Annotated in this window: 29 protein-coding genes; 15 read left to right on the forward strand and 14 right to left on the reverse strand. The window is 70.6% G+C overall.

From position 1 onward, the window contains the following. Positions 1-19: 19 nt before the first annotated feature. Together rpsT and HNR30_RS01935 are read right to left on the reverse strand one after the other, a co-directional pair. Positions 20-292, reverse strand: a complete 273-nt coding sequence (gene rpsT / locus HNR30_RS47200; protein WP_181607849.1) for a 30S ribosomal protein S20 — start codon at positions 290-292, stop codon at positions 20-22. Positions 293-374: 82 nt separating this feature from the next. Further along, positions 375-1,370: a glycoside hydrolase family 18 protein gene (locus HNR30_RS01935; RefSeq protein ID WP_181607853.1), complete on the reverse strand. Its 996-nt coding sequence runs from the start codon at positions 1,368-1,370 to the stop codon at positions 375-377. A 14-nt stretch (positions 1,371-1,384) separates the two neighbouring features. Between HNR30_RS01935 and lepA the strand changes: the two genes are divergently transcribed. Then, positions 1,385-3,259: a translation elongation factor 4 gene (lepA, locus tag HNR30_RS01940; RefSeq protein WP_220133137.1), complete on the forward strand. Its 1,875-nt coding sequence runs from the start codon at positions 1,385-1,387 to the stop codon at positions 3,257-3,259. A gap of 4 nt (positions 3,260-3,263) precedes the next feature. On the opposite strand, the gene phnE is transcribed toward lepA, so the two are convergent. Genes phnE through HNR30_RS01960 form a run of 4 tightly spaced genes read right to left on the reverse strand, consistent with a single transcriptional unit; the run spans position 3,264 to position 6,766 of the window. Next, positions 3,264-4,055, reverse strand: a complete 792-nt coding sequence (phnE, locus tag HNR30_RS01945) for a phosphonate ABC transporter, permease protein PhnE (RefSeq protein WP_181607866.1) — start codon at positions 4,053-4,055, stop codon at positions 3,264-3,266. Continuing rightward, positions 4,052-4,756, reverse strand: coding sequence for a phosphonate ABC transporter ATP-binding protein (locus HNR30_RS01950; RefSeq protein WP_181607873.1), 705 nt, complete (start codon positions 4,754-4,756; stop codon positions 4,052-4,054). Before HNR30_RS01950 ends, phnE begins: the two co-directional genes overlap by 4 nt. Next, a complete protein-coding gene (locus HNR30_RS01955) occupies positions 4,753-5,652 on the reverse strand; it encodes a phosphate/phosphite/phosphonate ABC transporter substrate-binding protein (protein ID WP_181607875.1) in 900 nt (299 codons plus the stop codon). The genes HNR30_RS01950 and HNR30_RS01955 overlap by 4 nt, the downstream gene beginning before the upstream one ends. Positions 5,653-5,662: 10 nt before the next feature. After that, positions 5,663-6,766 (reverse strand): TIGR03364 family FAD-dependent oxidoreductase, encoded by a 1,104-nt coding sequence (locus HNR30_RS01960; protein WP_181607878.1) that lies wholly within the window; start codon positions 6,764-6,766, stop codon positions 5,663-5,665. 134 nt (positions 6,767-6,900) lie between these two features. Here HNR30_RS01960 and HNR30_RS01965 point away from each other — a divergent pair, with 134 nt between their 5' ends. Together HNR30_RS01965 and HNR30_RS01970 are read left to right on the forward strand one after the other, a co-directional pair. Beyond that, the gene (locus HNR30_RS01965; protein ID WP_220133138.1) at positions 6,901-7,653 is read left to right on the forward strand and encodes a GntR family transcriptional regulator; all 753 of its coding nucleotides are present in this window, start codon (positions 6,901-6,903) and stop codon (positions 7,651-7,653) included. Next, positions 7,650-8,372 (forward strand): phosphonatase-like hydrolase, encoded by a 723-nt coding sequence (locus HNR30_RS01970; RefSeq protein ID WP_181607890.1) that lies wholly within the window; start codon positions 7,650-7,652, stop codon positions 8,370-8,372. The genes HNR30_RS01965 and HNR30_RS01970 overlap by 4 nt, the downstream gene beginning before the upstream one ends. 171 nt (positions 8,373-8,543) lie before the next feature. Here HNR30_RS01970 and HNR30_RS01975 read toward each other — a convergent pair whose 3' ends face one another. Next, positions 8,544-9,344, reverse strand: a complete 801-nt coding sequence (locus tag HNR30_RS01975; protein WP_181607892.1) for a methyltransferase domain-containing protein — start codon at positions 9,342-9,344, stop codon at positions 8,544-8,546. 60 nt (positions 9,345-9,404) lie between these two features. Further along, positions 9,405-10,628 carry an FAD-binding oxidoreductase gene (locus tag HNR30_RS01980; protein WP_181607894.1) on the reverse strand — a complete coding sequence of 408 codons (1,224 nt, stop codon included), beginning with the start codon at positions 10,626-10,628 and terminating at the stop codon, positions 9,405-9,407. 154 nt (positions 10,629-10,782) lie between these two features. Between HNR30_RS01980 and HNR30_RS01985 the strand changes: the two genes are divergently transcribed. From HNR30_RS01985 to HNR30_RS01995, 3 genes are all read left to right on the forward strand, one after another. After that, positions 10,783-11,271: a GNAT family N-acetyltransferase gene (locus HNR30_RS01985; RefSeq protein WP_181607895.1), complete on the forward strand. Its 489-nt coding sequence runs from the start codon at positions 10,783-10,785 to the stop codon at positions 11,269-11,271. A 64-nt stretch (positions 11,272-11,335) separates the two neighbouring features. After that, positions 11,336-11,629 (forward strand): hypothetical protein, encoded by a 294-nt coding sequence (locus tag HNR30_RS01990; RefSeq protein ID WP_181607896.1) that lies wholly within the window; start codon positions 11,336-11,338, stop codon positions 11,627-11,629. Positions 11,630-11,639: 10 nt separating this feature from the next. Continuing rightward, positions 11,640-12,269, forward strand: coding sequence for an MOSC domain-containing protein (locus tag HNR30_RS01995; RefSeq protein WP_181607897.1), 630 nt, complete (start codon positions 11,640-11,642; stop codon positions 12,267-12,269). A gap of 185 nt (positions 12,270-12,454) precedes the next feature. On the opposite strand, the gene HNR30_RS02000 is transcribed toward HNR30_RS01995, so the two are convergent. Beyond that, entirely contained in the window at positions 12,455-13,708 is a 1,254-nt protein-coding gene (locus tag HNR30_RS02000; protein ID WP_312894187.1) for a glycoside hydrolase family 18 protein, read from the reverse strand. Between the two features lie 105 nt (positions 13,709-13,813). Between HNR30_RS02000 and hemW the strand changes: the two genes are divergently transcribed. Continuing rightward, positions 13,814-15,031 (forward strand): radical SAM family heme chaperone HemW, encoded by a 1,218-nt coding sequence (gene hemW / locus HNR30_RS02005; protein ID WP_181607898.1) that lies wholly within the window; start codon positions 13,814-13,816, stop codon positions 15,029-15,031. A 45-nt stretch (positions 15,032-15,076) separates the two neighbouring features. Here the strand turns inward: hemW and HNR30_RS48995 are convergent, their stop codons facing one another. From HNR30_RS48995 to HNR30_RS02020, 3 genes are read right to left on the reverse strand one after another with little or no spacing between them, the layout of a single operon-like run. Beyond that, a complete protein-coding gene (locus HNR30_RS48995; protein WP_181607899.1) occupies positions 15,077-15,784 on the reverse strand; it encodes a DUF4870 domain-containing protein in 708 nt (235 codons plus the stop codon). A 9-nt stretch (positions 15,785-15,793) separates the two neighbouring features. After that, positions 15,794-16,570, reverse strand: a complete 777-nt coding sequence (locus tag HNR30_RS02015) for a DUF3097 domain-containing protein (RefSeq protein WP_181608900.1) — start codon at positions 16,568-16,570, stop codon at positions 15,794-15,796. Positions 16,571-16,614: 44 nt separating this feature from the next. Further along, the gene (locus HNR30_RS02020; protein ID WP_181607900.1) at positions 16,615-17,364 is read right to left on the reverse strand and encodes a hypothetical protein; all 750 of its coding nucleotides are present in this window, start codon (positions 17,362-17,364) and stop codon (positions 16,615-16,617) included. 140 nt (positions 17,365-17,504) lie between these two features. On the opposite strand from HNR30_RS02020, the gene hrcA reads away from it, so the two are divergent. The 3 genes from hrcA to HNR30_RS02035 all read left to right on the forward strand — a co-directional run bounded on the left by hrcA (position 17,505) and on the right by HNR30_RS02035 (position 20,524). Further along, the gene (gene hrcA / locus HNR30_RS02025) at positions 17,505-18,524 is read left to right on the forward strand and encodes a heat-inducible transcriptional repressor HrcA (RefSeq protein WP_181607901.1); all 1,020 of its coding nucleotides are present in this window, start codon (positions 17,505-17,507) and stop codon (positions 18,522-18,524) included. Between the two features lie 11 nt (positions 18,525-18,535). Continuing rightward, a complete protein-coding gene (gene dnaJ, locus HNR30_RS02030) occupies positions 18,536-19,669 on the forward strand; it encodes a molecular chaperone DnaJ (RefSeq protein WP_181607902.1) in 1,134 nt (377 codons plus the stop codon). 120 nt (positions 19,670-19,789) lie between these two features. Further along, positions 19,790-20,524, forward strand: a complete 735-nt coding sequence (locus HNR30_RS02035) for a 16S rRNA (uracil(1498)-N(3))-methyltransferase (RefSeq protein WP_181607903.1) — start codon at positions 19,790-19,792, stop codon at positions 20,522-20,524. A gap of 11 nt (positions 20,525-20,535) precedes the next feature. Here HNR30_RS02035 and HNR30_RS02040 read toward each other — a convergent pair whose 3' ends face one another. Together HNR30_RS02040 and HNR30_RS02045 are read right to left on the reverse strand one after the other, a co-directional pair. Continuing rightward, positions 20,536-21,168, reverse strand: a complete 633-nt coding sequence (locus HNR30_RS02040) for a hypothetical protein (protein ID WP_181607904.1) — start codon at positions 21,166-21,168, stop codon at positions 20,536-20,538. Beyond that, positions 21,165-21,644: a SigE family RNA polymerase sigma factor gene (locus tag HNR30_RS02045; RefSeq protein ID WP_181608901.1), complete on the reverse strand. Its 480-nt coding sequence runs from the start codon at positions 21,642-21,644 to the stop codon at positions 21,165-21,167. The genes HNR30_RS02040 and HNR30_RS02045 overlap by 4 nt, the downstream gene beginning before the upstream one ends. A 294-nt stretch (positions 21,645-21,938) precedes the next feature. Here HNR30_RS02045 and HNR30_RS02050 point away from each other — a divergent pair, with 294 nt between their 5' ends. The 5 genes from HNR30_RS02050 to HNR30_RS02070 all read left to right on the forward strand — a co-directional run bounded on the left by HNR30_RS02050 (position 21,939) and on the right by HNR30_RS02070 (position 26,142). Continuing rightward, a complete protein-coding gene (locus tag HNR30_RS02050) occupies positions 21,939-22,283 on the forward strand; it encodes a histidine triad nucleotide-binding protein (RefSeq protein ID WP_181607905.1) in 345 nt (114 codons plus the stop codon). An 86-nt stretch (positions 22,284-22,369) separates the two neighbouring features. Continuing rightward, positions 22,370-23,440: a PhoH family protein gene (locus HNR30_RS02055; RefSeq protein ID WP_181607906.1), complete on the forward strand. Its 1,071-nt coding sequence runs from the start codon at positions 22,370-22,372 to the stop codon at positions 23,438-23,440. A 64-nt stretch (positions 23,441-23,504) separates the two neighbouring features. Then, on the forward strand, positions 23,505-23,969 hold the full coding sequence (gene ybeY / locus HNR30_RS02060) for an rRNA maturation RNase YbeY (RefSeq protein WP_181607907.1): 465 nt from the start codon (positions 23,505-23,507) through the stop codon (positions 23,967-23,969). Further along, positions 23,966-25,258, forward strand: coding sequence for a hemolysin family protein (locus HNR30_RS02065; RefSeq protein WP_181608902.1), 1,293 nt, complete (start codon positions 23,966-23,968; stop codon positions 25,256-25,258). Before ybeY ends, HNR30_RS02065 begins: the two co-directional genes overlap by 4 nt. Before the next feature lie 251 nt (positions 25,259-25,509). After that, entirely contained in the window at positions 25,510-26,142 is a 633-nt protein-coding gene (locus HNR30_RS02070) for a hypothetical protein (RefSeq protein ID WP_181607908.1), read from the forward strand. Positions 26,143-26,153 lie beyond the last annotated feature (11 nt).

Raw genomic sequence — 26,153 nt, forward strand, 5'->3', positions numbered from 1 at the left:
CGGCGTTCGGCGTGGTGCTCTACTTGGCGGCGGCCAGAGCGGCGGCCTGCTTGGCGATCGCCGACTTGCGGTTGGCGGCCTGGTTCTTGTGGATGACGCCCTTGCTGGCAGCCTTGTCGAGCTGGCGGGCGGCGGCGCGCTGCGCGGCCACGGTGGCCTCGACGTCGCCGGACTCGGCGGCCTCGCGGAACTTGCGGACGGCAGTCTTCAGCGAAGACTTGACGGCCTTGTTGCGCAGGCGAGCCTTCTCGTTCTGCTTGTTGCGCTTGATCTGGGACTTGATGTTCGCCACGAAGAAGCCTCGGTGAAAGTCTGAGTGTTGGATGGGACGCGCGGGCTCACGAGAGAGGGCGCGCCACACGCAGTTGTTCAGGTTACCAAACCTGGAGAGCCGGCCGGAACCACTGTTCAGTGTACTCGTGCCAGTCCTGTTCGGTGGCCGCGAAATCCACATAGAGGGCCAGACCGTAGCGATCGCGCCTGCCATGGGCGCTCAGCGCGAGCCTGGCCGCCCTCGCGGCGGTCGCCACACTCTCGGAGGCGTCGGACCAGGCGAAGGCGTGATCATGGTAGGCGGGAGCGCCGATGAGCAGGAGCTTGTCCTGCGGGACCAGGTCCAGGGCACGTTCCGCCTGCCGGACGACATGGCCGCCGTAGAGGGACTCGGCCGGCATGAAGGAGTCGTAGGTCATGATCGCCACCTGGTCGACACGCTCGACGACCTCGGAGAAGTAGCCGGGCGACCAATACTTGTCATGACTTATCGTGACCCGGGCGGCCAGACGCATGCCGGGATACGGCTCGATCTGCGGCGTCGAGGTGGACAGCAGCTTCGTGTGCGCACGCGTGCGCTCCAGCAGGTCCAGGAACTCGGCGTCGCCGTCGCCGATCGGCTCGAAGTTGTAGTGGATGCCGTCGAATCCCAGGGCCATCGTGCGCTGGACGCCGGTGAGGATGTTCGTCCTGGTGGCCGGGTCGTCCAGGTCGAGGATGCCGTCCACCGCCTGGCCCAGCCACGCGGAGACCCTCAGGCCATGCCTCCTCGCCGCGGTCGTGAAGACCTGGGTCTGCGGCTCCAGATCCAGTGTGCCGTCGGGGTTGAACGGGCCCGTGTGGACGTAGAGGTCCTTGATTCCGGTACGGCTCAGCCGTACGGCCAGATCGTCGACGTCCGCCTCGGATTTCCGGCCATCCACCCACATATGGCCCAGCCACAGAGCGTCGTTGCCGGTGCTCTTCGCCCAGTCCTCCGGGGCGCCGGTAAACTTGACGTGGTGAGTGCCGGCGACCAGCCCGGCCAGCAACACCACGAGCGCGGCGGCGAGCGCGACAAGGCGCAGGCCGCGGCGGACGACGGTCCGGGAAACCATCCGGACATGTCACCATGGATTTGACGTTGAGCTCAACCCTGTCGAAACGGACCCCGGTGCGCATTCAGCCTGGCCAGACTGACCCCGCGTTGATTCGCAACTTCTGCATCATCGCGCACATCGACCACGGCAAGTCGACCCTTGCCGACCGGATGCTGCAGATCACCGGTGTGGTCGACGACCGCTCCATGCGCGCGCAGTACCTCGACAGGATGGACATCGAGCGTGAGCGCGGCATCACCATCAAGTCGCAGGCCGTGCGCCTGCCGTGGGACGGCCACGTCCTCAACATGATCGACACGCCGGGCCACGTCGACTTCACCTACGAGGTCTCGCGCTCGCTGCAGGCGTGCGAGGGCGCGATCCTGCTGGTCGACGCCGCGCAGGGCATCGAGGCGCAGACCCTGGCCAACCTGTACCTGGCCATGAACAACGATCTGCACATCATCCCGGTGCTCAACAAGATCGACCTGCCGGCCGCCCAGCCCGAGAAGTTCGCCGAGGAGATCGCCGGCCTCATCGGCTGCGACCCCTCCGAGGTGCTGAAGGTCTCGGGCAAGACCGGAGTGGGCGTGCCCGAGCTGCTCGACCACGTCGTCCAGACCGTGCCGGCGCCCGTCGGCGACGCCGACGCCGCCGCCCGCGCGCTGATCTTCGACTCGGTCTACGACACCTACCGCGGCGTCGTCACCTACGTCCGGGTCATGGACGGCCATCTCGGCAAGCGCGAGCGCATCCTCATGATGTCGACCCAGGCCCAGCACGAGACGCTCGAGATCGGCGTCATCTCGCCCGAGCCGAAGATCTCCGACCAGGGCCTCGGCGTCGGCGAGGTCGGCTACCTCATCACCGGCGTGAAGGACGTGCGCCAGTCGCGGGTGGGTGACACCGTCACCACCGCGGTCCGCGGCGCCCAGGAGCCCCTGGCCGGCTACGAGCACCCCAAGCCGATGGTCTTCTCCGGCCTCTACCCGATCGACGGCGACGAGTACCCCGAGCTGCGCGAGGCGCTCGACAAGCTCCAGCTCAACGACGCCGCGCTGGTCTACGAGCCCGAGACCTCTGCCGCGCTCGGCTTCGGCTTCCGCGTCGGCTTCCTCGGCCTGCTCCACATGGAGATCGTGCGCGAGCGGCTCGAGCGCGAGTTCGGCCTGTCGCTGATCTCCACGGCGCCCAACGTCGTCTACCGGGTCGTCATGGAGGACGGCAAGGAGCTGACCGTCACCAACCCCTCCGAGTTCCCCACCGGCGGCAAGATCGCCGAGGTCTACGAGCCGGTCACCAAGTCCACCATCCTGGCGCCCGCCGAGTTCATCGGCGCGATCATGGAGATCTGCCAGGGCCGCCGCGGCCAGCTGCAGGGCATGGACTACCTGTCGGAGGACCGGGTCGAGATCCGCTACACCCTGCCGCTCGGCGAGATCATCTTCGACTTCTTCGACCAGCTCAAGTCGCGCACCAGGGGCTACGCCTCGCTCGACTACGAGCCCGCGGGAGAGCAGGCGTCCGAGCTGGTCAAGGTCGACATCCTGCTCCAGGGCGAGGCCGTCGACGCCTTCTCGGCCATCGTCCACAAGGACAAGGCCTACACCTACGGCGTCGACATGGCCAAGAAGCTCAAGGACCTCATTCCCCGGCAGCAGTACGAAGTGCCGATCCAGGCCGCCATCGGCGCCCGGGTCATCGCGCGCGAGAACATCCGGGCCATCCGCAAGGACGTTCTGGCCAAGTGCTACGGCGGCGACATCACCCGTAAGCGCAAGCTGCTGGAGAAGCAGAAGGAAGGCAAGAAGCGCATGAAGATGGTCGGGCGCGTGGAGGTGCCCCAGGAGGCCTTCGTCGCGGCGCTGTCGACCGAATCCTCCGCCGACAAGGCCGCCAAGAAGTAGTCCCTCACGCGCCGATACGCCGCCGGACCAGCGCCGACAGCTGGTCCACGGCGACCACCAGCACCAGCACCACCAGCAGGTGGGTGACCATCTCGTCGAACCTGAACAGCTTGATCGACTGGTTGACGAGGAAGCCGATGCCGCCCGCGCCGACCAGGCCGAGCACCAGCGACGAGCGCACGTTGACGTCGAGGCGGTAGAGCAGCAGGCCCAGACACTGCGGCAGGGCCGCGGGCAGCACCGCGTGCGCCGCCACCTGCACGCGTGAGGCGCCGTTGGTGCGCAGCGCGTCGCGCGGGCCCAGGTCGATCTCCTCCATGGCCTCGGCCCAGAGCTTGCCCATGACACCGGTGTTGTGGAAGATCAGCGCCAGCACCCCCGCGAACGGGCCCAGCCCCACCGCGGTCACGAAGACCAGGGCGAACACCACGTCCGGCACGGCACGCAGGAACGACAACACGGTCCGCGCCGCCTGGTAGACCCAGCCGCCCGAGGTCGTGGTGCGGGCGGCCAGGACGGCCAGCACCAGCGCGGACGGCACGGACAGGGTGGTGCCGAGCAGGCCGATGTAGAGGGTGACCAGGGCCGCCTCCACCGCCGCGCCGAGCACCTCGCCCGACAGGTCGGGCGGCAGCGCCTGACCCAGGAAGTCGGCCATGCCCGCCCAGCCCTGGACCAGGGCGGCGGGGGAGAACTCCGTCGCCTCCCAGGCCAGCACGTGCACGGCGACCAGCGCCACGGTGACGGTGGCGGTGACCAGGGTGACGGGGCGCCGCCTGGGCGGGGTGAGCGTCATGCGGCCGCCCCTTGCTCGCCGTACAGGAAGTCGAGGTCCGCGGGATTCAGCCCGGCGGCGCGCTCGTCCAGCGTGACCCGGCCGGCACGCAGGCCCACGACGCGGTCCGCGTGCCGTACGGCCAGGCCCGGCTGGTGCAGCACCGCCGCGACGGCCAGGCCACCCGTCCTGGCCAGGTCGGCCAGGAGCGCCACCACCTGCTCGGCCGCCGACGGGTCCAGCGCCGACACCGGCTCGTCGGCCAGCAGCACCGAGGCGCGCTGGCACAACGCGCGGGCGATGGCGACCCGCTGCTGCTGGCCGCCCGACAGCCTGCCCGCCCGATCGGCGGCCCGGCCGGCCAGGCCCACCCGGTCCAGGCAGGCCATGGCCTCCTCGCGCAGCTCGCGCGGGAAGAGCAGGGGATGCAGCGACCGGCGCAGCGGCAGCCGCCCGAGCGCCCCGGCGCTCACGTTGTCGATCACGGTACGGCGCGGCACCAGATGGATCTGCTGGAAGACCATCGCGGCGCGTGAGCCGGTCTCGATCGTGCCGCCGTCGGCCTGCTCCAGGCCGACGACGCAGCGCAGCGCCGTGGACTTGCCCGAACCGTTGGCGCCGAGCAGGACCACGAACTCCCCGGGGGCCACGTCCAGGTCGAACCCGTCGAGAACGGTCCGCCCGCCGTACGCCTTGCGCAGCCCCCTGATCCGCAGGCTCATACGTCCTTCTCCGTCAGGCCCAGCGTGGCGGCCAGGTCGAACAGCGGCTGGTAGGTCTCCTTGGTGACCGCGACGAGCGGTCCGGGCGGGTCGACGTCGAGGAAGGCGCCGACCTTGGCGACGTCCTCGGGCTTGAGCCGCAGCAGCGCCTGGGAGACGGCCTCCCGGAAGGCGGGGGAGGCCTTGCCCGAGACGGTGATCGGGTCGTTCGGGATGGGGTCGGAGGTCCAGATCTGCCGGAAGGCGGCCGGGTCGAAGCTGCCCTCCGCCGCCGCGGTCGCCAGCTGCTGGCTGTTGATCTCGGCGGCCTCGACCTTGCCGTTGGCCAGGGCCAGCAGCGCCTCGGGGTGGCCGCCCGCGTAGTCGAGCTTGAGGTCGGACTCGGCCAGCCCGGCCTGCTTGAGCGCGAAGCGCGGCAGGGCGTCACCCGAGGTCGAACCGGGGCTCGACAACGCCAGCGACCTGCCCTTGAGATCGCCGATGGCCTTGATCGGGGAGTCCGCGGGCACCCAGATGCCCGCGGTGTAGGTCGTGAGCGCGCCCTTGGCGTCGGCGAACGAGGCGAGCGGCTGGGCGCCGGCCTTCTCGCTGGCGAACACGAAGCCGAGCGGGCCGAACTGGGCCAGCTCCAGCTGGCCGTTGCGCATGGCCAGGACCTCCGCCGAGTAGTCCTCGACGACGGTCAGCTCGACCGGGCAGTTCAGCTGCTTGCTCAGCGCGTCGGCCAGCACCTGGTAGGCGGGCTTGAGCTTGGCCGGGTCCTCGTACGGCTCGATGCCGAAGCGGATCTTGCCGTTGGGGCAGGTGGCGGCGGCCTGGGTGGGGGTGGCGTCGGTGCCGCAGGCGGTCAGGGCGAGGGCCGCGGCGGCGGCCAGGGCCAGGAGTCGGGGGCGCATCGGGGGCCTTTCAGGCGAGAAGGGTGTCGAGGACGTGCGGAGCGAGGCCGAAGGAGGTGGTCATGCCGACGCCGGAGGTCACGGCGACGACAGCCACCCCTGGCAGGGGGAACTCGGTGAGGAACGGCTCGCGTCCCGAGGCGTAGACCCCCAGCCAGCGTTCGCGTACGGCCGGCGGACCGCTGCCGAGCAGCCGCGCGGTCTGCTCCAGGACGAGCGTGTCCAGCTCCTCCGGCTGGAAGGGGTCGTGGGTGACCGCGTAGGCGTGGGTGTCGCCGATGGTCAGGTCGCCGTCGGGGCGCTGGGTGAGCATGAGGTTGAGCCCGGCCGCGACGAGTTCGGGGTGCTCGGCCCCGAGCCTGGCCCGTACGGCGGGCAGTGTCGAGCAGCCGTCGAACCCGGCGTACCTCAGCATCGAGAAGCCGCTGAGCACGGCCGGCTCGATCGTGCGGCCGTGCGGATCGCGCACGCGTAGCATGTGCAGCACACAGCGCCGCAGCCCCAGGCGCTCGGCCAGGCCGGGGAAGTGGCGGTCCACGTCGTGGCCGACCGCGACCACGATCCTGCCCGCCCTGATCACCCCGCGCGAGGTGCCCAGCAGGCCGGGCTCGATCGTGTGCACCGTGGTGGACCAGTGGAAGCGCACCCCCTGGTCCGCCAGCCAGGCGGCGACCGCCTGGACCGCCTGGCGAGGGTCGACCCGCAGGTCCAGCGGGAACCAGGCGCCGCCGACGGCTCCGGCGACCGGAACCCGCAGGTCCTGGCGGTCGAGCAGGACCACCTGGTCACCGCGCGCCTGGCGGAACTCCTCCAGCACGGCGTACTCGTCGTCGGCCCTGGCCACCACGACCGCCCCCGACTCGCGCAGCCACAACCCGGCCTTCTTGGCCAGGTCGAGCCAGGTCTCGCGGGCCTTGAGCGCGTAGTCGAGCGCCGGGCCGGACATCGCGGTGACGCAGGCGTGGCCGAAGTTGCGGACCGATGCGCCGACGGCACGTTCGTCGCGCTCGACCACCACGACCGACAGGCCGCGGCGTACGGCCTCGACGGCATGGGCCAGGCCCACGATCCCGGCGCCCACGATCACGACATCGGGCTGGGGAGAACTTGTCATGACAAGTACGGTGGCGCGGAGCGGCGAGCATCGTCAACATATGTTCGGAGATGTCACCCTGCGTTCACCTTGCCCTGGTCTGCTTGCGTTTCCGTGGAGGTTCACCTGTATTGTCAACTGACATGGACCGGCCCATGCACGAACGCATCGCCTCCGACCTGCGCCGCCACATCGCCAACGGCGAGCTCGCCGTCGGCTCCCTCGTGCCCTCCGAATCCCAGCTGGGCGAACAGTGGGGCGCCTCGCGCGGACCCGTCCGCCAGGCACTGGCGGCGCTGCGAGCGGAAGGGCTCATCGGCGGCGGCCGGGGCAAACCCCCCACCGTCCGCAGCCGGGCCGTCGCGCAACCCTTCGAGACGTTCCTGAGCTTCTCCAGCTGGGCCGAAGGGCTCGGCAGGATCCCCGGCCAGCGCACCCTCGAGATCGCCCGGCGACCCGCCGGCGCCGAGGTCGCCGACGCCCTCGAGCTCGAAGAGGGCGAACCCGTCGTCCAGCTGCTTCGCCTGCGGCTGCTCGACGGCACCCCCACCATGATCGAACGCACCACCTTCGTCTGGGAGGTGGGCAGGATGTTGTTCGACCACGAATGCGACTCGGGGTCGATCTTCGCCTTCCTCAGCGGCCGGGGCGTCGACCTCAGCGTGGCCAGGCACGTCATCGACGCCGTCGCCGCCGACGCCGCCGACGCGGCGCTGCTCGGCATCGCCCAGGGAGCGCCGCTGCTGCGCGAGCAGCGCATCACCGCCACCGCCTCGGGGCGGCCGATGGAACGCTCGGACGACCGCTACCGGCCGGACCTGGTCACCTTCATCATCGAGAACTCCCAGCAGGCCGGGCGCCCCGCGCTGGCGCGCAGCCCGCTGGACATCCAGGAGAGCACATCATGATCGACCTCGCCGTGCTGGACATCGCTGGCACCACCGTGGAGGAACACGGGGCCGTGTACGTGGCGCTGGAACAGGCCGTCAGGGCCGCGGGCGGGCAGCCTGGGGCGGGGGACATCCAGCGGTGGATGGGAGCCGACAAGCGGGAGGCGATCGCCGCCCTGCTCGCCCTGCCGGAAACCGATGCCTCCCTCGTCGGGGGCGTGGGTCGCTCGGCCGCCGACGCCTCCCTCGTCGAGGCCACCTTCGCCGACTTTCGCGCCCGCCTCGACCACCTCTACCGGGAGCGGCCGCCCGCCCCTCTCCCCGGCGTCCCCGAGGCGCTGGCCAGGCTGCGGGAGGCGGGCGTCAAGGTGGCCCTGACCACGGGCTTCGACCGCGACGTCACCTCCGGCCTCCTGAAGCACCTGGGCTGGGACGAGGGCGTGCTCGACGCCATGGTGTGCGTGGACGACGTGGCGGCCGGACGGCCCGCGCCGTACATGATCTTCCGCGCCATGGAGCTCACCGGTGTACGGAGCACCGAGCGCGTGCTCGTCGCCGGGGACACCACACGCGACCTGGAGGCCGGGACGAACGCCGGAGCCGGATACGTGGTCGGCGTGCTCACCGGCGGCCTCGACGCCGTCGCCCTCGGCCGCACCCGCCACACCCACCTGCTGCCCGGCGTCGCCGACCTGCCCAGCCTCCTCGGCCTCGACCGTCCTGCCCACCCGAAGTAGGCCCTCGCACCTCGTGCGCGACCCGCGTGCCGTCTGCGCGACCCGCATGCAGTCTGCGCAACCCGCATGCAGTCTGCTCGACCCGCGTGCTGTCCGCTCGACCCGCGTGCCGTCTGCGCGGCCCCACCTTCGCTTGCGGAACACGGGCCGATTCGCCGGCCGGGGCAAGGCTTACGCGGCCCTGGCGACGTAGCCGTAATACGCGCAGGCCGCGAAGAACGTCCCCCGCTGCCCCGCCCGCTTCAGCCCGGCCAGCCACACCGCCTGCTCGTCGTCGGAGATCAGCCCCTCCCGCACCGTCAGCGGCGAGAACGTCTCGGCCAGCCCCAGGAAGAACCCACCGCCCCCCACCTCGGTCAGCAGGTGCCCCTGCACCTCCACCAGCTCCAGACCGCACGCGCGCAGCAGCTCCGGCAGGTCGCGCATGACACGAGGCTGGCTGACCACCACGGCCAGCAGCGCCTCCTCCATCGCCCGTCCGAGCGTGTGATCGGCGCAGGCGAAGGTCAGCGAGGCGTAGTCGCCGTCGAAGACCGCCACCACCCCGCCGGGCCGCACCACGCGCCGCGCCTCGCGCAGCACCCGCGCGGGGTCGGCGACGTGGCTGATCAGCGTGTGCGCGACGAGCACGTCGAAGCTCGCCGACGGGAAGTCCAGGGCATGCGCATCTCCCCGCCGGAAGTCGACCTTCAGCCCCTCGGCCGCCGCGAACCCGCGGGCGGCCTCCAGAAGCACCGGGCTCTGGTCGACCCCCGTGACCGTGTAGCCGGGGACGCGCGCCAGCGCGCGGGCGACCACGCCGGTGCCGCAGCCGACCTCCAGCACCTCGCCCTCGGGCGGGAGCTCGGCCAGGTAGGAGTCGCGGAAGGCGGTGAAGCGGGGATCACGGCCCCTGGCCTCCAGGCGGTCGACGAACCGCCGGAGAGTGGCCTGGTCCTGCTCGTTGATGTGTTGCATGGCGTCTCGAGTCATGCCTCCGCTGTATGCCTCGAGACGCCTGCCGTCCAGGGACGAATGCACACACGACCGGTCCTAGATGGACGGGATCGCGGTGGTGAAGCGGAAACAGTGCGCCGGATCGTGGGTCGCCTTCAGCCGCACGAGGCGCTCGAAATCGGCCGGGTCGAAGGCGCTGCGCACCTCGTCCGCTGTGGCCGGGCCGTACTGGAAGTTGAGGAACCTGCCCAGCGGCCGCAGCCCCTCCGGCACCTCCCAGGCGCCGGCCGCGACGATCTGCAGGAGGTAGGCGGCGTCGCGATGGCCCATCATGTTGGCCGCCGGCTTGGCCAGCGCGCCGCCGAGGTGACGAACCTGCACGACATGGGGCGAGTCGGCGATCGCCGCGGCGGGCAGATCGGCCAGGAAGACGCCGCCGCCCGCGTAGCCGTGCGGGTCGGACGGCTCCTGGGCGATGGAGCCCGACTCGGTGTAGGGCATGACGCGCAGGCTGTCGTCGAGCACCTCGCCCGCCTGACGCAGCGGCGCGACAAGCCGCTCACCCTCGGCCGCCTCGCCCGCGAAGGCCACACGGACCGCCGCGAGCCGCCGGTCGGGCGTCGGGATGAGCGCCAGGCTCGACGTCAGCGTGTCGGGCAACGTGGTCGTCCACGCCAGGTACGCCTCGATGAGCTCCTCGCTCGCCGGGAAGAGCAGCCCGCCTCCGTAGAGCTGCTCGACCGGGACCAGGGCGAACTCCAGCGCCGTCACCACGCCGAACGCGCCGCGCGTGCCCAGCATCGCGGCGAACAACTCGTCGCCAGGAGTGAGCACCACCGGGGCGCCGTCGGCCAGCACCGCCTCGATGCGGGTGACATGATCGGCCGCGTAGCCGTACGTTCGCGACATCAGGCCCAGGCCGCCGCCCAGGGTGTACGGCACCGCGCCCAGGTCGGGGAAGCTCCCCGAGACCGGGGCCAGGCCGTACGGCGCGGCCGCCTCGATCACCTGCCGCCACCGCACGCCCGCACCGATGCGCGCCGTACGGCGATCAGGGTCGATGGTCACCTCGTCGAGGCGGCCCGTGGTGATCAGCACGCCCTCCTCGGCGGCGACGGTCAGCCCATGACCCGCCGCCTGGACCGCCACGGGCAGATCATGGGCGGCGGCATGGGCGACGGCCGCCCGGACGTCGGCCGCGTCGGCGGCGACGACGACGAGGTCGGGGTGGTGGCGATGGGACGTCTGGAAGCCGCTTCGCTCACCGTCGTAGCCGTTGTCACCGGGGCGGAGGACGGGACCTTGCACGTTTTCCATCATGGGCGGCACCCTAGCCAGGCCCACCGACAGTTCCGGCGGGCGGCGAACGGCTCACCGCTGCCATCGCCCGCTCCCGCCGCGCGCCGCTGGTGGTCAGCCGCCACTGCCGCTGGCCCCACGGTCGCTCGCGGCCGGGGCCTCTACACTCGCCGCCATGACCCTCCGGACCGCGAGGTTGTCGCTGGACAGGCCATCCATCACCGACCTGGCCGACGTCCACGAGATCCACGCCGACCCCGAGACCAACCGCTTCAATCCCGCCGGCCCCAGCCCCGACCTGGCCACCACCAGGCAGATGCTCGCCGGGTGGCTGGCCGACTGGCGCGAGCACGGCGTGGGCTACCGGATGGTGCGCCTGCTCGACGCCCCGCGGGTGATCGGCGTCGCGGGCCTGCGCCAGACCGAGCTGGACGGTGAGGTCGTCCGCAACCTCTACTACCGCTTCCGCCCCTCCGCCTGGGGTCAGGGGTACGCGCTGGAGGCGGCGCGGGCGGCCATCGCCGGTGGCGAGGGCGACGGCCCGCCCGTGGTGGCGCTGATCCGCCCCGGCAACCTGGCCTCGCGCAGGGTGGCCGAGGGGGCCGGCCTGCGGTTGCACATGTCGATCCTCCATCTCGGCGGTCCGATGGAGCTCTACCGCTGAATTCTGTCGGTGCCGTTGCCTACTCTGCTTCTCGAACGGATGTGCGAGATGGGAGTGGTGTTCCATGAGTGTCGCCGCGGAGCGGTTCGAGCGGGCGGCCATCCTGGGCGTGGCGATGGCCGAGGAGACCAGGCGGATCCTGCGGTCGCATCTGCGGCCCGCGGAGGTCTCGGCCGACGGCACGGTGCTGGTCAACGTGCCCTTCCCCGATTCGGCGGTGCTGCGCGTCGTGCTGGAGGTGGCGACCGAGTGCTTCGCGCGCGCGGGCGCCTCGCCCGAGCAGGCGCGGCGCGAGGCCCTCGAGTCGGTGTTACAGCTGGCCGGTCCTGAGACCGAGAGACGGCGCGACATGGGCTAGCGTTCCTGGCATGCGCGTTATTTCGGTCAATGTCGGCACCGCGGTCGACGCGGAGTGGGCCGGGAAGGTGAAGCGGACGGCGATCGACAAGCGCGCCGTCTCCGGGCGAGTCGAGGTGCGGCCCAACGGCCTGGCCGGCGACGAGCGCGGCGACCTGGCGGCTCACGGCCGGCCCAGCCAGGCGGTGTACTCCTATGCCCGGGAAGACTACGACTGGTGGGCGGGCGAGCTCGGGCGTGAGCTGCGTGACGGCCAGTTCGGTGAGAACCTGACCACCAGGGGCGTCGATCTCGGCGGGGCGAAGCTGGGGGAGCGGTGGCGCGTGGGGAGCGCGCTGCTGGAGGTGTCGTCGCCGCGGGTGCCGTGCGTGGTGTTCCGCAACTGGCTCGGCGAGCCGGGGTGGGTCAAGCACTTCACCGCCGCCGAGCGTCCCGGGGCGTACTTGAGCGTGATCGAGACGGGTGAGCTGGGGGTGGGTGACGATGTGGAGCTGGTCCACCGGCCCGACGACAGCGTCACGGTGGTCGAGTCGTTCCGCGCGTATCACGGTGACGTGGAGCTGATGCGCCGCATCCTGGCCTTCGACGGGCACGCGCCGGTGTGGGACGCGGTGGCCAAGCGGGTGCTCGGCACCTCCTGAACCCGCCCGCGATTCGGAGCGTGCTGAGGCAGAGCGGGCGTGCGCGCCGGTGGAGAGCAGGCGTGCCGCCACTGGCCGGGCATGCGGTGCCGTGGCGGCTCAGAGTGCGGTGGCCGCGCGCGGGGGCAGGCCCGTGCGCGGCCACCGGTCCTCCTGCGACTACCAGGTCCCCCGGCAGGTCGCCGCTAGCGCAGCACCCGGTAGAGGGCGCTGGTGAGCGAGGCGTTGGCGTCGTCCTGGTCGACCGACCACATCATCGACCCGCCGAGCCCCCTGGCCCTGATGTACAGCGCCTTCTCGGTGACGGTCGTGGGGTCGTCGTAGGACCAGAACTGCGTGCCGTCGTACAGCCACACCGCTCCGGTCCGCAGGTCGCGGTACCTCTTGCCGGGCTTGGTCAGCAGGTCCTTGTAGTCCTCCGACCCCGCCTCCCACTTGCCGGGCGCCGCGCCCGTGGCGGGCTGGTAGACGCCGTCGCCGCGCGGTCCCGGCGGGACGCCGGTCCAGCCCTTGCCGTACGCGGGCACGCCCGCGACGAGCTTGCGGATCGGGGCGCCGCGCTGCAGGTAGTAGCCGATGGTGGAGTGCAGGCTCTCGCGGATGTCGTTGGGGTCGCGCCGGTCGTTGAAGAGGTTGGCGTGGTGCCCGGTGATCTTGTCCCATGGCCCGTGCAGGTCGTAGCCCTGGACGGTGGCGTAGTCGAACAGCTTGAAGAGCTTGCGCACCTCGAAGCCGGCGTCGATGACGCGCTCGGCGGCGGGCAGGAAGGCGGTGAGGAGCTGGCCGCGCTTGTAGGCGTCGAGCTGGCTGCGCAGTTCGGTGACGAACGCGGTGAAGTTCTGCTTGTCCTCGGGCCTGATCACGTTGCCGGCGTTGCCGGGGTAGCCGGGCCACTCCCAGTCGAGGTCGATGCCGTCGAAGACGCCTGCGCCGGCGCCCTCGGGCAGGCCGGGCAGGTTGCCGCGCAGCCACAGGTCGATGCACGACTTGGCGAGCTTGGTGCGCGACTCGGGGGTGAGCACGGCGTCGGAGAAGTGCGCGGAGCCGGTCCAGCCGCCCAGGGAGATGAGCACCTTCAGGTTGGGGTGCTTGGCCTTCAGCTTGCGCAACTGGTTCATGTTGCCGTTGAGCGCCTGGCCGGGCTCGTCGGCCACGCCGTCCACGCTCTGCTCGGCGGGCACGGGGCGCTGCCAGTCGGCCCACGCGTCGGCCGAGTAGCACTCGGCGTTGGCGTTGACGAATCCGAACGCGTAGTTGATGTGCGTGAGCTTCCTGGCCGCTCCGCTGGCCTCCATGTCCTTGACGTGGAAGTTGCGGCCGTAGATTCCCCACTGGATGAAGTAGGCGACACGTTTGAAGTCGGAATGGGCCTCAGCCGGCACGGCCAGCATCGACATGCCGAGTAAGAGGGAGGAGAGGGCGAGAACGACCTTCTTCACAGGGCGACTCCGGGGGGCTGAACTTATAGGAAACTTTCCTATAAGTTGCCCGGATAGTAGGACGGGCGGATCTCGCAGTCAATGGCAGGCGGCACACTGGAAGGCGTGCCTTCCACCCTTCCCGACGGCGATCCGGTCCCCGCTTCGGGCGAATTGTCCGAGAGCGCGCTTGCCGTCCTGGGCGAGCGCCCGTTCGGCTTCTACGTCCACGTGCCGTTCTGCGTGACCCGCTGCGGCTACTGCGACTTCAACACCTACACCGCCTCCGAGCTCGGGCCGGGCGCCTCGCAGCGCGACTACGCCGACACCGCCGTCGAGGAGGTACGGCTGGCGCGCAGGGTGCTGGGCGAGGCGGATCTGCCCGTGAGCACGATCTTCTTCGGCGGCGGCACCCCCACCCTGCTGCCCGCCGACGACCTGGGCAGGATCCTGGCCGCGATCGACGCCGAGTTCGGCATCGCGCCGGGCGCCGAGGTGACCACGGAGGCCAATCCCGAGTCGGTCGACCCCGCCTATCTCGAGACGCTCAGGAGCCGCGGCTTCAACCGGGTCAGCTTCGGCATGCAGAGCGCGCGGGAGCACGTGCTGAAGGTGCTCGACCGCCACCACACCCCCGGACGCGCCGCGCAAGCCGTACGGGAGGCCCACGAGGCCGGGTTCGAGCACGTCAACCTCGACCTCATCTACAGCACGCCCGGCGAGTCCGACGACGACTGGCGGGCCTCGCTGGAGGCGGCCATCGCCGCCGGGCCCGACCACGTCTCGGCCTACGCCCTGATCGTCGAGGAGGGCACGCGGCTGGCGGCCCGCATCAAGCGCGGCGAGCTGCCGATGCCCGACGACGACGCGGCGGCCGACCGCTACCTGATGGCCGACGAGCTGCTGAGCCAGGCCGGGTTCACCTGGTACGAGGTGTCCAACTGGGCGACCTCGCAGGAGGCGCGGTGCGCGCACAACCTGCTCTACTGGACGGGCGGCGACTGGTGGGGCGTCGGCCCCGGCGCGCACAGCCACGTCGGCGGCACCCGCTGGTGGAACGTCAAGCACCCCGCCGCCTACGCCAGGCGGCTGGCCGAGGGCTCCTCGCCCGCCCACGCCCGCGAGGAACTGTCGGGCGACGACCGTGAGGTGGAGCGGCTCATGCTGGAGCTGCGCCTCGACACCGGATACCCGCTGGCCGACGTCAAGCCCTCGGTCCGTACGGCTGTCGCGAGCGCGCTGGGTGACGGGCTGCTGGAGACGGAGGCGTTCAAGCGGGGGCGCATGGTGCTCACGCTGCGCGGCCGCCTCCTGGCCGACGCCCTCATCCGCGACCTGGCCTGACATCCTGGCGCAGGCCGTCCGTGGAGAGGACGGCCTACCGCCCGGTCAGCTGACCATCCGGATCGCGAACGGGTAGCGGTAGTTCTCGCCCCGGTTCGCCGCCATCGCCGCCATGATCTCGAAGATCAGCGCACCGATCCAGACCACGACGATCAGCACGAAGCCGATCAGCACGAACATCAGCACCCAGCTGATCATGTAGGCGATGAAGAACGTGATCTGGAAGTTGAGCGCCTCGGCCGACTGGTCGCGCACGTAGGGCGACTGGTCCTTCTTGATGAAGTAGATGATCAGCGGGCCGATGAAGCCGGTGAAGATGCCCAGGAGGTGCGCCAGCATCGCCATCGAGGTGTCGTCGGTGCCGGGACGCGGACCGTAGCGGCCGGGAACGTGCGGCTGCGCGGCGTAGTGGCCCGGCTGCTGGTAGCCCTGGGGGTACCCAGGCTGCTGGTAACCCTGCTGGTAGCCGGGTTGCTGATACCCGGGCTGCTGATAGCCGGGCTGCTGGTATCCGGCGGGCATCGACGGCGGCTGGCCGTACCCGTATCCGGGCTGCTGGTAGCCCGGCTGCGGTTGCTGGTGACCCGACGGGTAACCCGGCTGCTGGTAGCCGGGCGGGGCCGAAGGCGGCTGGCCGTAGCCGTACCCCTGCTGCGGGCCCGAGCCGGGCGGGGGCGGCGGGTAGCCCTGCTCGGGCTGAGGATCGGAGTTCGGGATGCGCCGGGTGGCGTCGTCGTCCGAGGGCTGACTCATGAAACGAGGCTAGTCGGACTCACCGGGATTAGTCACGAAGTCGATGAGCTCCTCCACCCGCCCCAGCAGTTCGGGTTCGAGGTCCGCGAACGTCGACACGCTCCCGAGGATGCGCCTCCACGCGTCGGCCGGCTCCATGCGCCAGCCCAGCGCGGCGATGACGCCTTCCTTCCACGGCACCCCGCGCGGCACCACGGGCCAGGCGGGGATGCGCAGCACCGAGGGTTTGACCGCCTGCCAGATGTCGACGAACGGATGCCCGACCACCAGCACGTGCGGCGAGGTGACCTGCGCGGCGATGCGGCTCTCCTTCGAGCCCGCCACCAGGTGGTCGACGAGCACCCCGAGCCGCCGTCCGGGGCCGGGCTCGAACTCCTCGACGATGGCGGGCAGGTCGTCGACACCCTCCAGGTACTCGACCACCACGCCTTCGACGCGCAGGTCGTGGCCCCAGATCTTCTCGACCAGCGCCGCGTCGTGCACGCCTTCGACGTAGATGCGGCTCTCGCGCGCGACCCGCGCCCGCAGCCCCTCCACGGCGATGGACCCGGACGCGCTGCGCAGCGTGCCCTTCTGGGCTTGCGCGGCGGGGCGGACCAGCGTCACCGTCTTGCCCTCCAACAGGAAGGCCGCGGGCGCCAGAGGGAAGAGCCGGCGTTTGCCGAAGCGGTCCTCGAGGGTGACGGCCTCCTTGTCGCAGGCCACGATCGCGCCGCAGAACCCGCTGTCGGCGTCTTCCACCACCAGGTCGAGCTCGGCGGGAACCTGGGGGATCTTGCCCTTCATAGGCCTGCGCCAGTTTCCCGCGAGCACGTCTCCGTCGTAGCGACTCACATCCGGGACGGTAGCAAACGCCTGCGCGCCGCGCGCCGCCGTACGACCACCAAGATCGTCGTGGCGAGGCCGACGGCCAGGCCCGCGCCGCACAGGATCAGCATCATGCCGGTCCCGGACACGACACCCGTCAGCGGTGCGCCGATGCCGAACCGCGAGGCGCCCTGCTCCTGCCCCGTGGTGCACAGGAACTGGTAGTCGCCCGCCGACGGCACGGTGATCGTGGCCAGCCGCTCCCAGGTCAGCCCGTTGAGCGTGATGGTCTGGGAGCCGCCGGCCCGCTCCAGCCTGGCCGCGCCGAGGCTCTTGCAGGAGTAGTCGGTGTTGGGCCCGCTGTAATACAGCACGGCTTCCTGCGCCGGGTCGAGGCGCACGGTGGCGGTCTCACCGGCGACGAAGGTACGGCTCGGCGCCGCGCTGGTGATGCCGCCGACCACGCCGGAGAAGAAGACGCCGACGCCGACGGCCACGCACACCACGGCGATCGCCCACGCGCCGCCCACCCACCACAGCGACGGGCGGACCCTGGGCGCGGGAGGCGGCGGTTGCGGCGCCCACTGCCGCGGCGGGCCGTACTGGGCCGGCTGGTAGGGGTAGGAGGGCGGCTGCTGTTGATACTGGGGCAGCCCCTGAGGCGGCGGGGAATACGGGCCGGGTTGCTGCCAGGGCGGGGGAGCAGGGGGCAGATCGTCCCTGGACACGCGCCTGGTCGGATCGTCGGGCGGGGTCGGGGAGTCGGCTGTCATAGTCAGCAGTCTGACCTCCCCGCAGGCCGCCCGCCACCTCGGGTTATCGCACCTTGCAGGCGAGAGCCGTACACTTGGCACTCGGGAACACAGAGTGCCAGATCTGACGTTTTCCGAAGAGCAACACAGGAGGTGAGCACGTGCTCGACGACAGGAAGCTCGCAGTGCTCCGCGCCATAGTCGAAGATTACGTGTCCACCAACGAACCGGTGGGCTCCAAGGCGCTGGCCGAGCGTCACAATCTCAACGTCTCCCCGGCCACGATCCGCAACGACATGGCGGTGCTGGAGGAGCAGGGCTACATCGCCCAGCCCCACACCAGCGCCGGGCGTGTGCCGACCGACAAGGGCTACCGGCTCTTCGTCGACCGGCTCTCGCAGGTCAAGCCGCTGTCGTCGGCCGAGCGGCGGGCGATCGAGACCTTCCTGGTGGGCGCGGTCGACCTCGACGATGTGGTCACCCGCACCGTGCGGCTGCTCGCGCAGCTGACCAGGCAGGTCGCCGTGGTGCAGTACCCGACCCTGACCCGCTCGACGGTCCGCCACGTCGAGCTGGTGCCGTTGAGCGAGCGCCGGGTCATGCTGGTGCTCATCACCAACACCGGGCGGGTCGAGCAGCGTGTCATCGAGCTGCACGAGGTCGCCGACGACGCGCGGATCGCGCACCTGCGCGCCGTGCTCAACGCCTGTCTCGACGGATGCGGCCTCAGCAGCGTCCCCGAGCTGGTGGCCGACCTGCCCGAGCGGGTCCCGGCCGAAGACCGGCCCATGGCGGCCACCATCCTCTCCGTCCTCCTGGAGACCCTGGTCGAACGGCACGACGAGAAGATCGTCTTCGCCGGTGCGGCCAACCTGGCGGGCGCCGACTTCAGCAGCGGGCTGCGCGACGTGCTGGAGGCTCTCGAAGAACAGGTCGTGCTCATGCGGCTGCTCGGCGAGACATCGCCCGACACGCCCGCGGCGCTGACCGTGCGCATCGGATCCGAAAACCCCTACAGCGGCCTCCGCGGCACATCCATCGTGGCTACCGGCTATGGTTCAGGCGACAGGCAGCTCGCCCGGCTGGGCGTTCTCGGCCCCACCCGCATGGACTATCCCGTCACGATGGGCGCCGTGCGCGCCGTGGCTCGCTACGTCAGCCAGATCCTGGCTGCTTCATAAGAGGTCGATAAGTGGCAAACAGCGACTACTACGCCACCCTCGGGGTACGGCGTGACGCCAGTCAGGACGAGATCAAGAAGGCCTACCGCCGTCTTGCCCGTGAGCTGCACCCTGACGTGAACCCGGACCCCACGACCCAGGAGCGGTTCAAGGAGATCACCCAGGCCTACGAGGTCCTGTCCGACCCGAACAAGCGCCAGATGTACGACCTGGGCGCCGACCCCTTCCAGGGCGCCTCGGCGGGAGCGGGCGGCTTCGGTGCCGGCTTCCCGTTCAGCGACATCATGGACGCCTTCTTCGGCACCGGCGGCGGCTCGCGCGGCCCCCGCTCGCGCGCCAGGCGCGGACGCAACGCCACCATCCGGGTCGAGCTCGACCTGAAGGAGTCGGCGTTCGGCACCACCCGCGAGCTCCACGTCGACACCGCCGTGCTGTGCGAGGTGTGCTCCGGCGCGGGCACCGCCCCCGGCACCCACCCCGACACCTGCGACATGTGCAACGGGCGCGGCGAGATCCAGCAGGTCACCCGCTCCTTCCTGGGCCAGGTCATGACCTCGCGGCCGTGCCCCCAGTGCTCCGGATTCGGCAGCATCATCCGCCACCCGTGCCAGGAGTGCGCCGGCGACGGCCGTGTCCGCACCCGCCGTACGATCAAGGTCCGCATCCCCGCGGGCGTCGAGGACGGCACCCACATCCAGCTCGCCGGCGAGGGCGAGATCGGTCCCGGCGGCGGACCTCCCGGCGACCTGTTCCTCGAGATCGTCGAGCGGCCCCACGAGATCTTCGAACGGCGCGGCGACGACCTGCACTGCACCGTGCAGATCCCGATGACCGCGGCCGCGCTCGGCACCTCGCTCACCATCGAGACCCTCGACGGCCCCGAGGAGGTCGACGTACGGCCCGGCACGCAGTCCGGACAGGTGATCACCATGTACGGCCGAGGCGTGCAGCGGCTGTCGGAGTCGGGCCGCGGCGACCTGCTCATCCACGTGAACGTGGAGACCCCCATGCGGCTGGAGCCGGCGCAGGAGGAACTCCTGCGGGAGCTGGCCAAGCTGCGCGGCGAGGAGCGGCCCCCCGGCAAGTTCGCGCCGGGGCAGCAGGGCTTCTTCTCGCGCCTGCGCGACGCGTTCAACGGCCGCTGACGCCTCACGCGGGCCGCCGATCCCCCACGAGACGCTGACGCCTCACGCGGGCCGCCGACCCCCTACGAGACGCTGACGCCTCACGCGGGCCACCGGCCCCTCCCATGGGACGATGACCCGGTGAGCGTTCCAGTCTTCCTGGCCGACCGGGCCGAGTTCGGTAAGAGCGAGATCCTCCTCGGCGGCCCGGAAGGCCGCCACGCGGCGACCGTACGGCGCCTGCGCGCGGGAGAGAGGGTCGACCTCACCGACGGCGCGGGCGCGGTGGCCGAGTGCGTCGTCGCCGAAGAACGCAAGGACTCCCTCCTGCTCGACGTGCTGAAGACCTACGACACGCCACCGCCCGGCCCCCGCCTGGTGGTCGTCCAGGGCCTGCCGAAGGGCGACCGCGGCGAACTGGCCGTGGAGATGATGACCGAGGTCGGCGTCGACGTCATCGTGCCCTGGGCGGCGGCCAGGAGCATCACCCAGTGGAAGGGCGAGCGGGCGGCCAAGGCGCTGGGCAAGTGGCGGGCCACGGCGCGGGAGGCGGGCAAGCAGGCGCGGCGCTTCCACCTTCCCGAGGTGACGGAGCAGGCCTCGACGGTCCAGGTCGTGCAGCTGCTGCGGAAGGCCGCGCTGGCCGTGGTGCTGCACGAGGAGGCCGACATGCGGCTGGCCTCGGTGGAGTTGCCCGCGGAGGGCGACATCGTGCTCGTGGTCGGGCCCGAGGGCGGCGTCGCGGGTGAGGAACTGGCGGCCTTCACCGGCCAGGCCGGGGCCGTACCCGCTCTTCTCGGCACGACGGTGCTCAGGACCTCGACGGCGGGGGTGGCGGCGGCGTCCGTGCTGCTCGCGCGCACCGGACGCTGGTAGACCCCCTGACGTCAGCCGCTCGGCTGCACCAGGGGGCTGTAGAACTCACTCGGCTCCGGCGTCAGGGGCGGCTCCTCGGGAGGGCACTCCTCGACCGGGCACGTAGCCTCGGGCTCGACGGTCTCGCTGGGCGTGGGGGTCGGACTCTCCTCGGGGCAGTCGTCGGCCGCGTCCTGCTCCTGCGTCGGGCACGTCGGCGTCGGGCTGGCCGAGGGAGGCGACGGCTTGGTGGTCGAACCGGCCGTCTGCGGCGCCTTGACGGGCTGCGTGGGCGCGACGACCTCGGGCGTGGCCACGGAGTTGACCGGAGGCGGGTTCTGCTCCGACTGCGTGCGCTCGGAGCGCTTGGGCCTGGAGGTGGACTCCGAGCTGGGCGTGGGTTTGACGTCGTCGGTCCAGTTCACCACGGTGGTGACGACGCTCTCCCGCCACTCGGGGACGATCATGACGACGGAGGCGGCCACCAGCACGGCGCTCGCTCCCGCCGCACCGGCCCGCCACCAGAACAGGTTCCTGACACCGCGCCGCGCGATGCGGTCGCGGATGATCTCGAGACCTTCGGGAGACGGAACCACCTGATCCGCCTCCGCGCGGAGTACACGGCGCAGAATGTCGCCGTGCTCGTCGGGGCGTAGGTGGCTCATGTGAGGTTCTCCAGGACGGAACGCAGGGCTGCCATGCCACGTGCGGTGTGGCTCTTGACCGCCCCCTTGCTGATGCCCATGGCATGGGCGATCTCAGCTTCTGACAGGTCCCCGTAATACCGCAGGACCAGGGCCTCCCGCTGCCGGGCAGGCAGCGAACGCAGGGCCTCGATGACGGCTGAGCGCTCCAGCTCGCCGATGGCGCCGTTCTCGGCGCTCGGCGCGTCGGGCATGCCCTTGGGTGCGTACTTCTCGACGACCGCGCGGTGACGCAGCACGGAACGGGACCGGTTGACGACGGATTGTCGCAGGTAGGCCAGTGCCTTGTCGGGGTCACGGAGGCGGCGCCACGCCCCGTGCAGGGCCACGAAGGCGTCCTGCACGACTTCCTCCGCGGTCGCTATGTCGCGCACGAGCAACACAGCGAGACGCACTAATGACCGAAAGTGTGCGCTGTAGAGCGCGGTCACGGCCATGTCGGCGTCCCAACCGACGGGCACCGCTCCCAACGACCTGTCGGCCAGCAGGGTTTCGGTGGTCACATCAGTGGGACGCGCGGCCTTCCCAGAGGGTTTACGCTCATCTGGTCCAAGCGGCTTTCCTGGTTCCTTAGGGTGCATGACCCGGTCGTGTCCTCGACAGGTGGCCTCGCCCGACCCTGAATCGTCTTATTTGTCGGTGAAAGTTCGGGTGAAAGTCTCGCACACCCACCCTAACCGCGGGGATCATCGAAAGCGATTACCGATTGGCAACGGCGATAAGGTCTTGTCGTGAGCGACTGTCTGTTCTGCAAGATCGTGGCCAAGGAGATCCCCGCGACCGTCGTCTACGAGAGCGACCGGGCGCTGGCCTTCCGTGACATCAACCCGCAGGCCCCGACCCACGTGCTGGTCATCCCGAAGCTGCACGTCGCCAACGCCGTCGAACTGGCCGACGCCGGCGACGGCCTGGCCGACGACGTGCTCAGGGCCGCGCACGCGGTGGCCGAGCAGGAGGGCGTCTCCGAGGGCGGCTACCGGATCGTCTTCAACACCGGCGCCGACGCCGGTCAGACGGTCTTCCACGTGCACGCGCATGTTCTCGGCGGGCGAAGCCTGACCTGGCCGCCCGGCTAGAAACCCACGCGACCTTCCCCCAGCTCCTCGATACGATGGGGGAAGAAGAACCTGACCGAGGAGGCACAGGCCAGACGGGCCTGCCCATGTCCGAGCCAAACGAATCCCGCAGACCGGCGCCACCGACCCGCACGCAGGCCAAGGTGCTGATTCCGGACGAATACTCGATGGTCAGCCTCCTGGGATCCCGGGACGAGCTGCTCCGCGTCATCGAGGGCGCCTTCCGCGCCGACATCCACGTCCGGGGCAACGAGATCACCATCACCGGCTCCCCCGAGGAGAGCGGCGCCGTCGTGCGCCTCTTCGAGGAGCTGGTCGAGGTGCTGCGCAGCGGCGGTGAGCTGACGGCCGACGCCGTCGAGCGCGTCATCGCCATGCTCAAGATGGCCTCAGAGCGACCCGCCGAGGTGCTGTCGCTCAACATCCTGTCCTCACGCGGCCGGACCATCCGGCCGAAGACGGCCAACCAGAAACGCTACGTCGACGCGATCGACAAGCACACGATCGTCTTCGGCATCGGCCCGGCCGGCACCGGCAAGACCTACCTGGCCATGGCCAAGGCGGTCTCCGCGCTGCAGGACAAGAAGGTCAACCGGATCATCCTGACCCGGCCCGCGGTGGAGGCGGGTGAGCGGCTGGGCTTCCTGCCCGGCACCCTCTACGAGAAGATCGACCCCTACCTGCGTCCCCTCTACGACGCGCTGCACGACATGCTCGACCCCGACTCGATCCCCAAGCTCATGGCGGCGGGCACGATCGAGGTCGCGCCCCTGGCGTACATGCGTGGCCGTACCCTGAACGACGCCTTCATCATTCTCGACGAGGCGCAGAACACCTCGCCCGAGCAGATGAAGATGTTCCTCACCCGGCTGGGCTTCGGCTCCAAGATCGTGGTGACCGGTGACGTGACGCAGGTCGACCTGCCCAGCGGCACCGAGAGCGGGCTGCGCGTCGTGCAGCGCATCCTGAGCGACGTGCGCGACATCCACTTCGCGAGGTTGTCGAGCGAAGACGTCGTGCGACACCGCCTCGTCGGCGACATCGTCGACGCCTACGGCCGCTACGACGCCGAGCGCCAGGCCGAGCAGCAGGAGTTCAAGCAGGTCCGGCCGCAGGGCCGCAGCAGGTACGGCACGCGCTCGGGGGAGCGGTCGTGACCGGGCACGTACGGCACGCGCTCCGGGGCGCGACCGGGCAGCGCGGCGCACGGGGGGAGCGCTCATGAGCATCGAGATCAACAACGAGTCCGGGGTGGAGGTCGACGAGGAGCGCCTCGTCGGCCTGGCCGCCCACGTGCTGGCCGAGATGGACGTCAATCCGCTCGCGGAGTTGTCGATCATCGTGGTCGACGAGGACGTCATGTCCGAGCTGCACGAGAAGTGGATGGGCGAGCCCGGTCCCACCGACGTGCTCTCCTTCCCGATGGACGAGCTGCGTCCGGGCGGCGGCGCCCGCGGCGATGGCGAGGGCCCGGCCGATCCGGCGCTGCTGGGTGACGTGGTGCTCTGCCCGACGGTGGCCGAGAAGCAGGCCAAGGAGGCCGGGCACAGCACCCGCGACGAGCTTGAGCTGCTGTGCACGCACGGCATCCTGCACCTGCTCGGCTACGACCACGCGGAGCCCGAGGAGCACAAGGAGATGTTCGGCCTGCAGGCCAAGCTGCTGGAGTCGTGGCGAGCCCGATGAACGGCTGGTTGCTCTTGGCCATCGTGCTCGTCGTGTGCGGTGGCCTGATCGCGAGTGCCGAGACCGCGCTGTCGCGGATCTCGCGCGTGCGCGCGGAGGAGTTCGTCCGTGACGGCCGGCCGGGCGCCAAGCGCCTGCAGGCCATCGTCACCGATCCGCCGCGCTACCTGAACCTGCTCCTGCTCCTGCGGCTGAGCTGCGAGCTGGTGGCGACGGTGATCGCCGCCTCCCTCTTCATCGACCTCATGGGCGACCAGGGCTGGGCCTACGTGACGGCCGCGGCGGTCATGGTCGTGGTCAGCTATGTGATCGTCGGCGTCTCGCCGCGTACTCTGGGCCGCCAGCACGCCGAGCCGATCGCGCTGGCCAGCGCCCCGGTGGTCTACGTCCTGACGAAGATCTTCGGCCCGCTGCCCACGCTGCTCATCCTGCTGGGCAACGCGGTGACGCCGGGCAAGGGCTTCAAGGAGGGTCCGTTCACCTCCGAGGCCGAGTTGCGTGACCTGGTCGACCTGGCCGAGGAGCGCCGGGTGATCGAGCCCGACGAGCGCGAGATGATCCACTCGGTGTTCGAGCTGGGTGACACGCTGGTGCGCGAGGTGATGGTGCCGCGCACCGACATGGTCTTCATCGAGCGCGGCAAGAGCCTGAACCAGGCCTTGTCGCTGGCGCTGCGCAGCGGTTTCTCGCGTGTTCCCGTGGTGGGCGAGAACGAGGACGACGTCATCGGCATCGCGTACCTGAAGGACATCACCCGGCAGGTGCACGAGTCGAGCGCGGGCGCCGAGCGGGTCGACTCCGTCATGCGTCCGGCCAGCTACGTGCCGGAGAGCAAGCCGATCGACGAGCTCCTGCGCGAGATGCAGGCGCGCCAGATCCACGTGGCCATCGTGATCGACGAGTACGGCGGCACGGCCGGCCTGGTGACGATCGAGGACATCCTGGAGGAGATCGTCGGTGAGATCACCGACGAGTACGACCAGGAGGCTCCGCGCGTCGAGGAGCAGCCCGACGGAGCGTTGCGGGTGACCGCCCGCATGCCCATCTACGAGCTGGCCGAGCTGTTCGGCACCGAGATCGAGGTCGACGACGTCGAGACCGTCGGCGGCCTGCTGGCGCACGCCCTGGGCCGGGTGCCGATCGCGGGTTCCGAGGCGGAGGTGGCGGGGCTCAGGCTGACGGCTGAGAGCCTGGCGGGCCGCCGCAACCGGATCAGCACGGTCCTGGTACGGCGAGCGGTCCACGAGGATGACGACGAACCCGTCGAAGCCTCCGCACAGCAGGATTAATCGGCATCAAGCGTTCTACAAGCGGATTGCAAGGGGGGTCGGCCACTCTCTTCTCAGACGCCCTGTGCGGTGGGCGTCTGGGGGGGAGTCCAAGGGCCGGGAGGGGTTCGCGGCCCGAGGACGATCCTGGGGGGTGAGCAACGAGAGTTGCTCGACGACTAAGGGTGCTCTCGCCTGGCGAGGGCACCCTTAAGCGTTTATTGGCGAGTGTGGTGGATTGCCTCTTTCGGCAGCTGGGCACATGGTTGATCGTGAATCGGGGACTTTGGAGCACACTCGCCTGCGCTGCGTTGCTTCTGGCGGGTTGTACAAGCGGGGGCGGCCAGTACACCGACGGCGAGGTGCACCAGGAGCTCGTGCGCCTGCGTCAGATGCTCAACCGAAGCCCGGCGCTGCCCGACGGCTTCTCCGACAAGGCCCAGCCGGCGTGGAAGCCGCCCTTCGCGGCGGGGAGCCGTGCCTGCCGTGCCATCCTGCAGGCGACCTCGGGGCACGCGCCGCCGCGCGCGATCATGGCCCAGGCGGCGGTCACCTACGAGGGCGACCTGCTCGGCGAGCTGGCGGCGGTCGGGCTGGCGTCGTACACGGGAGGCGAGGCCGACTGGCACATGCGCGACCTGGGCAAGGCGCTCGACGGTTGCGCGTCGCTGGCCTCCGGCTCCGGCACGTCGCTGCCGATGAGGGACCTGCCGCTGCCCGTGCTGGGCGACGGCGTCGACGGTGCGGTGGCCAGGCAGGCCAGGGGCAGGCTCAACGGCTATCCGTACGCGCTGAACCTGATGCTGGTGCGTTCGGGCGACACGATCATCTCGATCGTGCACACGGGGCTGTCGAAGGTGGATTCCAAGCGCACCCAGCAGCTGGCGCGCTCGTTCCTCAAGTAATCTGGGCTCTC

Source organism: Nonomuraea soli (assembly GCF_013761175.1).
Taxonomy (GTDB): Bacteria; Actinomycetota; Actinomycetes; order Streptosporangiales; family Streptosporangiaceae; genus Nonomuraea; species Nonomuraea soli.

What these genes read in the sequence shown, in the direction of transcription:
- HNR30_RS01935 (WP_181607853.1), bottom strand. Translation starts at nt 1,370, where the DNA reads ATGGTTTCCCGGACCGTCGTCCGCCGCGGCCTGCGCCTTGTCGCGCTC.
- lepA (WP_220133137.1), top strand. Translation starts at nt 1,385, where the DNA reads ATGGATTTGACGTTGAGCTCAACCCTGTCGAAACGGACCCCGGTGCGC.
- phnE (WP_181607866.1), bottom strand. Translation starts at nt 4,055, where the DNA reads ATGACGCTCACCCCGCCCAGGCGGCGCCCCGTCACCCTGGTCACCGCC.
- HNR30_RS01950 (WP_181607873.1), bottom strand. Translation starts at nt 4,756, where the DNA reads ATGAGCCTGCGGATCAGGGGGCTGCGCAAGGCGTACGGCGGGCGGACC.
- HNR30_RS01955 (WP_181607875.1), bottom strand. Translation starts at nt 5,652, where the DNA reads ATGCGCCCCCGACTCCTGGCCCTGGCCGCCGCCGCGGCCCTCGCCCTG.
- HNR30_RS01960 (WP_181607878.1), bottom strand. Translation starts at nt 6,766, where the DNA reads ATGACAAGTTCTCCCCAGCCCGATGTCGTGATCGTGGGCGCCGGGATC.
- HNR30_RS01965 (WP_220133138.1), top strand. Translation starts at nt 6,901, where the DNA reads ATGCACGAACGCATCGCCTCCGACCTGCGCCGCCACATCGCCAACGGC.
- HNR30_RS01970 (WP_181607890.1), top strand. Translation starts at nt 7,650, where the DNA reads ATGATCGACCTCGCCGTGCTGGACATCGCTGGCACCACCGTGGAGGAA.
- HNR30_RS01975 (WP_181607892.1), bottom strand. Translation starts at nt 9,344, where the DNA reads ATGACTCGAGACGCCATGCAACACATCAACGAGCAGGACCAGGCCACT.
- HNR30_RS01980 (WP_181607894.1), bottom strand. Translation starts at nt 10,628, where the DNA reads ATGATGGAAAACGTGCAAGGTCCCGTCCTCCGCCCCGGTGACAACGGC.
- HNR30_RS01985 (WP_181607895.1), top strand. Translation starts at nt 10,783, where the DNA reads ATGACCCTCCGGACCGCGAGGTTGTCGCTGGACAGGCCATCCATCACC.
- HNR30_RS01990 (WP_181607896.1), top strand. Translation starts at nt 11,336, where the DNA reads ATGAGTGTCGCCGCGGAGCGGTTCGAGCGGGCGGCCATCCTGGGCGTG.
- HNR30_RS01995 (WP_181607897.1), top strand. Translation starts at nt 11,640, where the DNA reads ATGCGCGTTATTTCGGTCAATGTCGGCACCGCGGTCGACGCGGAGTGG.
- HNR30_RS48995 (WP_181607899.1), bottom strand. Translation starts at nt 15,784, where the DNA reads ATGAGTCAGCCCTCGGACGACGACGCCACCCGGCGCATCCCGAACTCC.
- HNR30_RS02015 (WP_181608900.1), bottom strand. Translation starts at nt 16,570, where the DNA reads ATGAAGGGCAAGATCCCCCAGGTTCCCGCCGAGCTCGACCTGGTGGTG.
- HNR30_RS02020 (WP_181607900.1), bottom strand. Translation starts at nt 17,364, where the DNA reads ATGACAGCCGACTCCCCGACCCCGCCCGACGATCCGACCAGGCGCGTG.
- HNR30_RS02040 (WP_181607904.1), bottom strand. Translation starts at nt 21,168, where the DNA reads ATGAGCCACCTACGCCCCGACGAGCACGGCGACATTCTGCGCCGTGTA.
- HNR30_RS02045 (WP_181608901.1), bottom strand. Translation starts at nt 21,644, where the DNA reads ATGGCCGTGACCGCGCTCTACAGCGCACACTTTCGGTCATTAGTGCGT.
- HNR30_RS02055 (WP_181607906.1), top strand. Translation starts at nt 22,370, where the DNA reads ATGTCCGAGCCAAACGAATCCCGCAGACCGGCGCCACCGACCCGCACG.
- ybeY (WP_181607907.1), top strand. Translation starts at nt 23,505, where the DNA reads ATGAGCATCGAGATCAACAACGAGTCCGGGGTGGAGGTCGACGAGGAG.
- HNR30_RS02065 (WP_181608902.1), top strand. Translation starts at nt 23,966, where the DNA reads ATGAACGGCTGGTTGCTCTTGGCCATCGTGCTCGTCGTGTGCGGTGGC.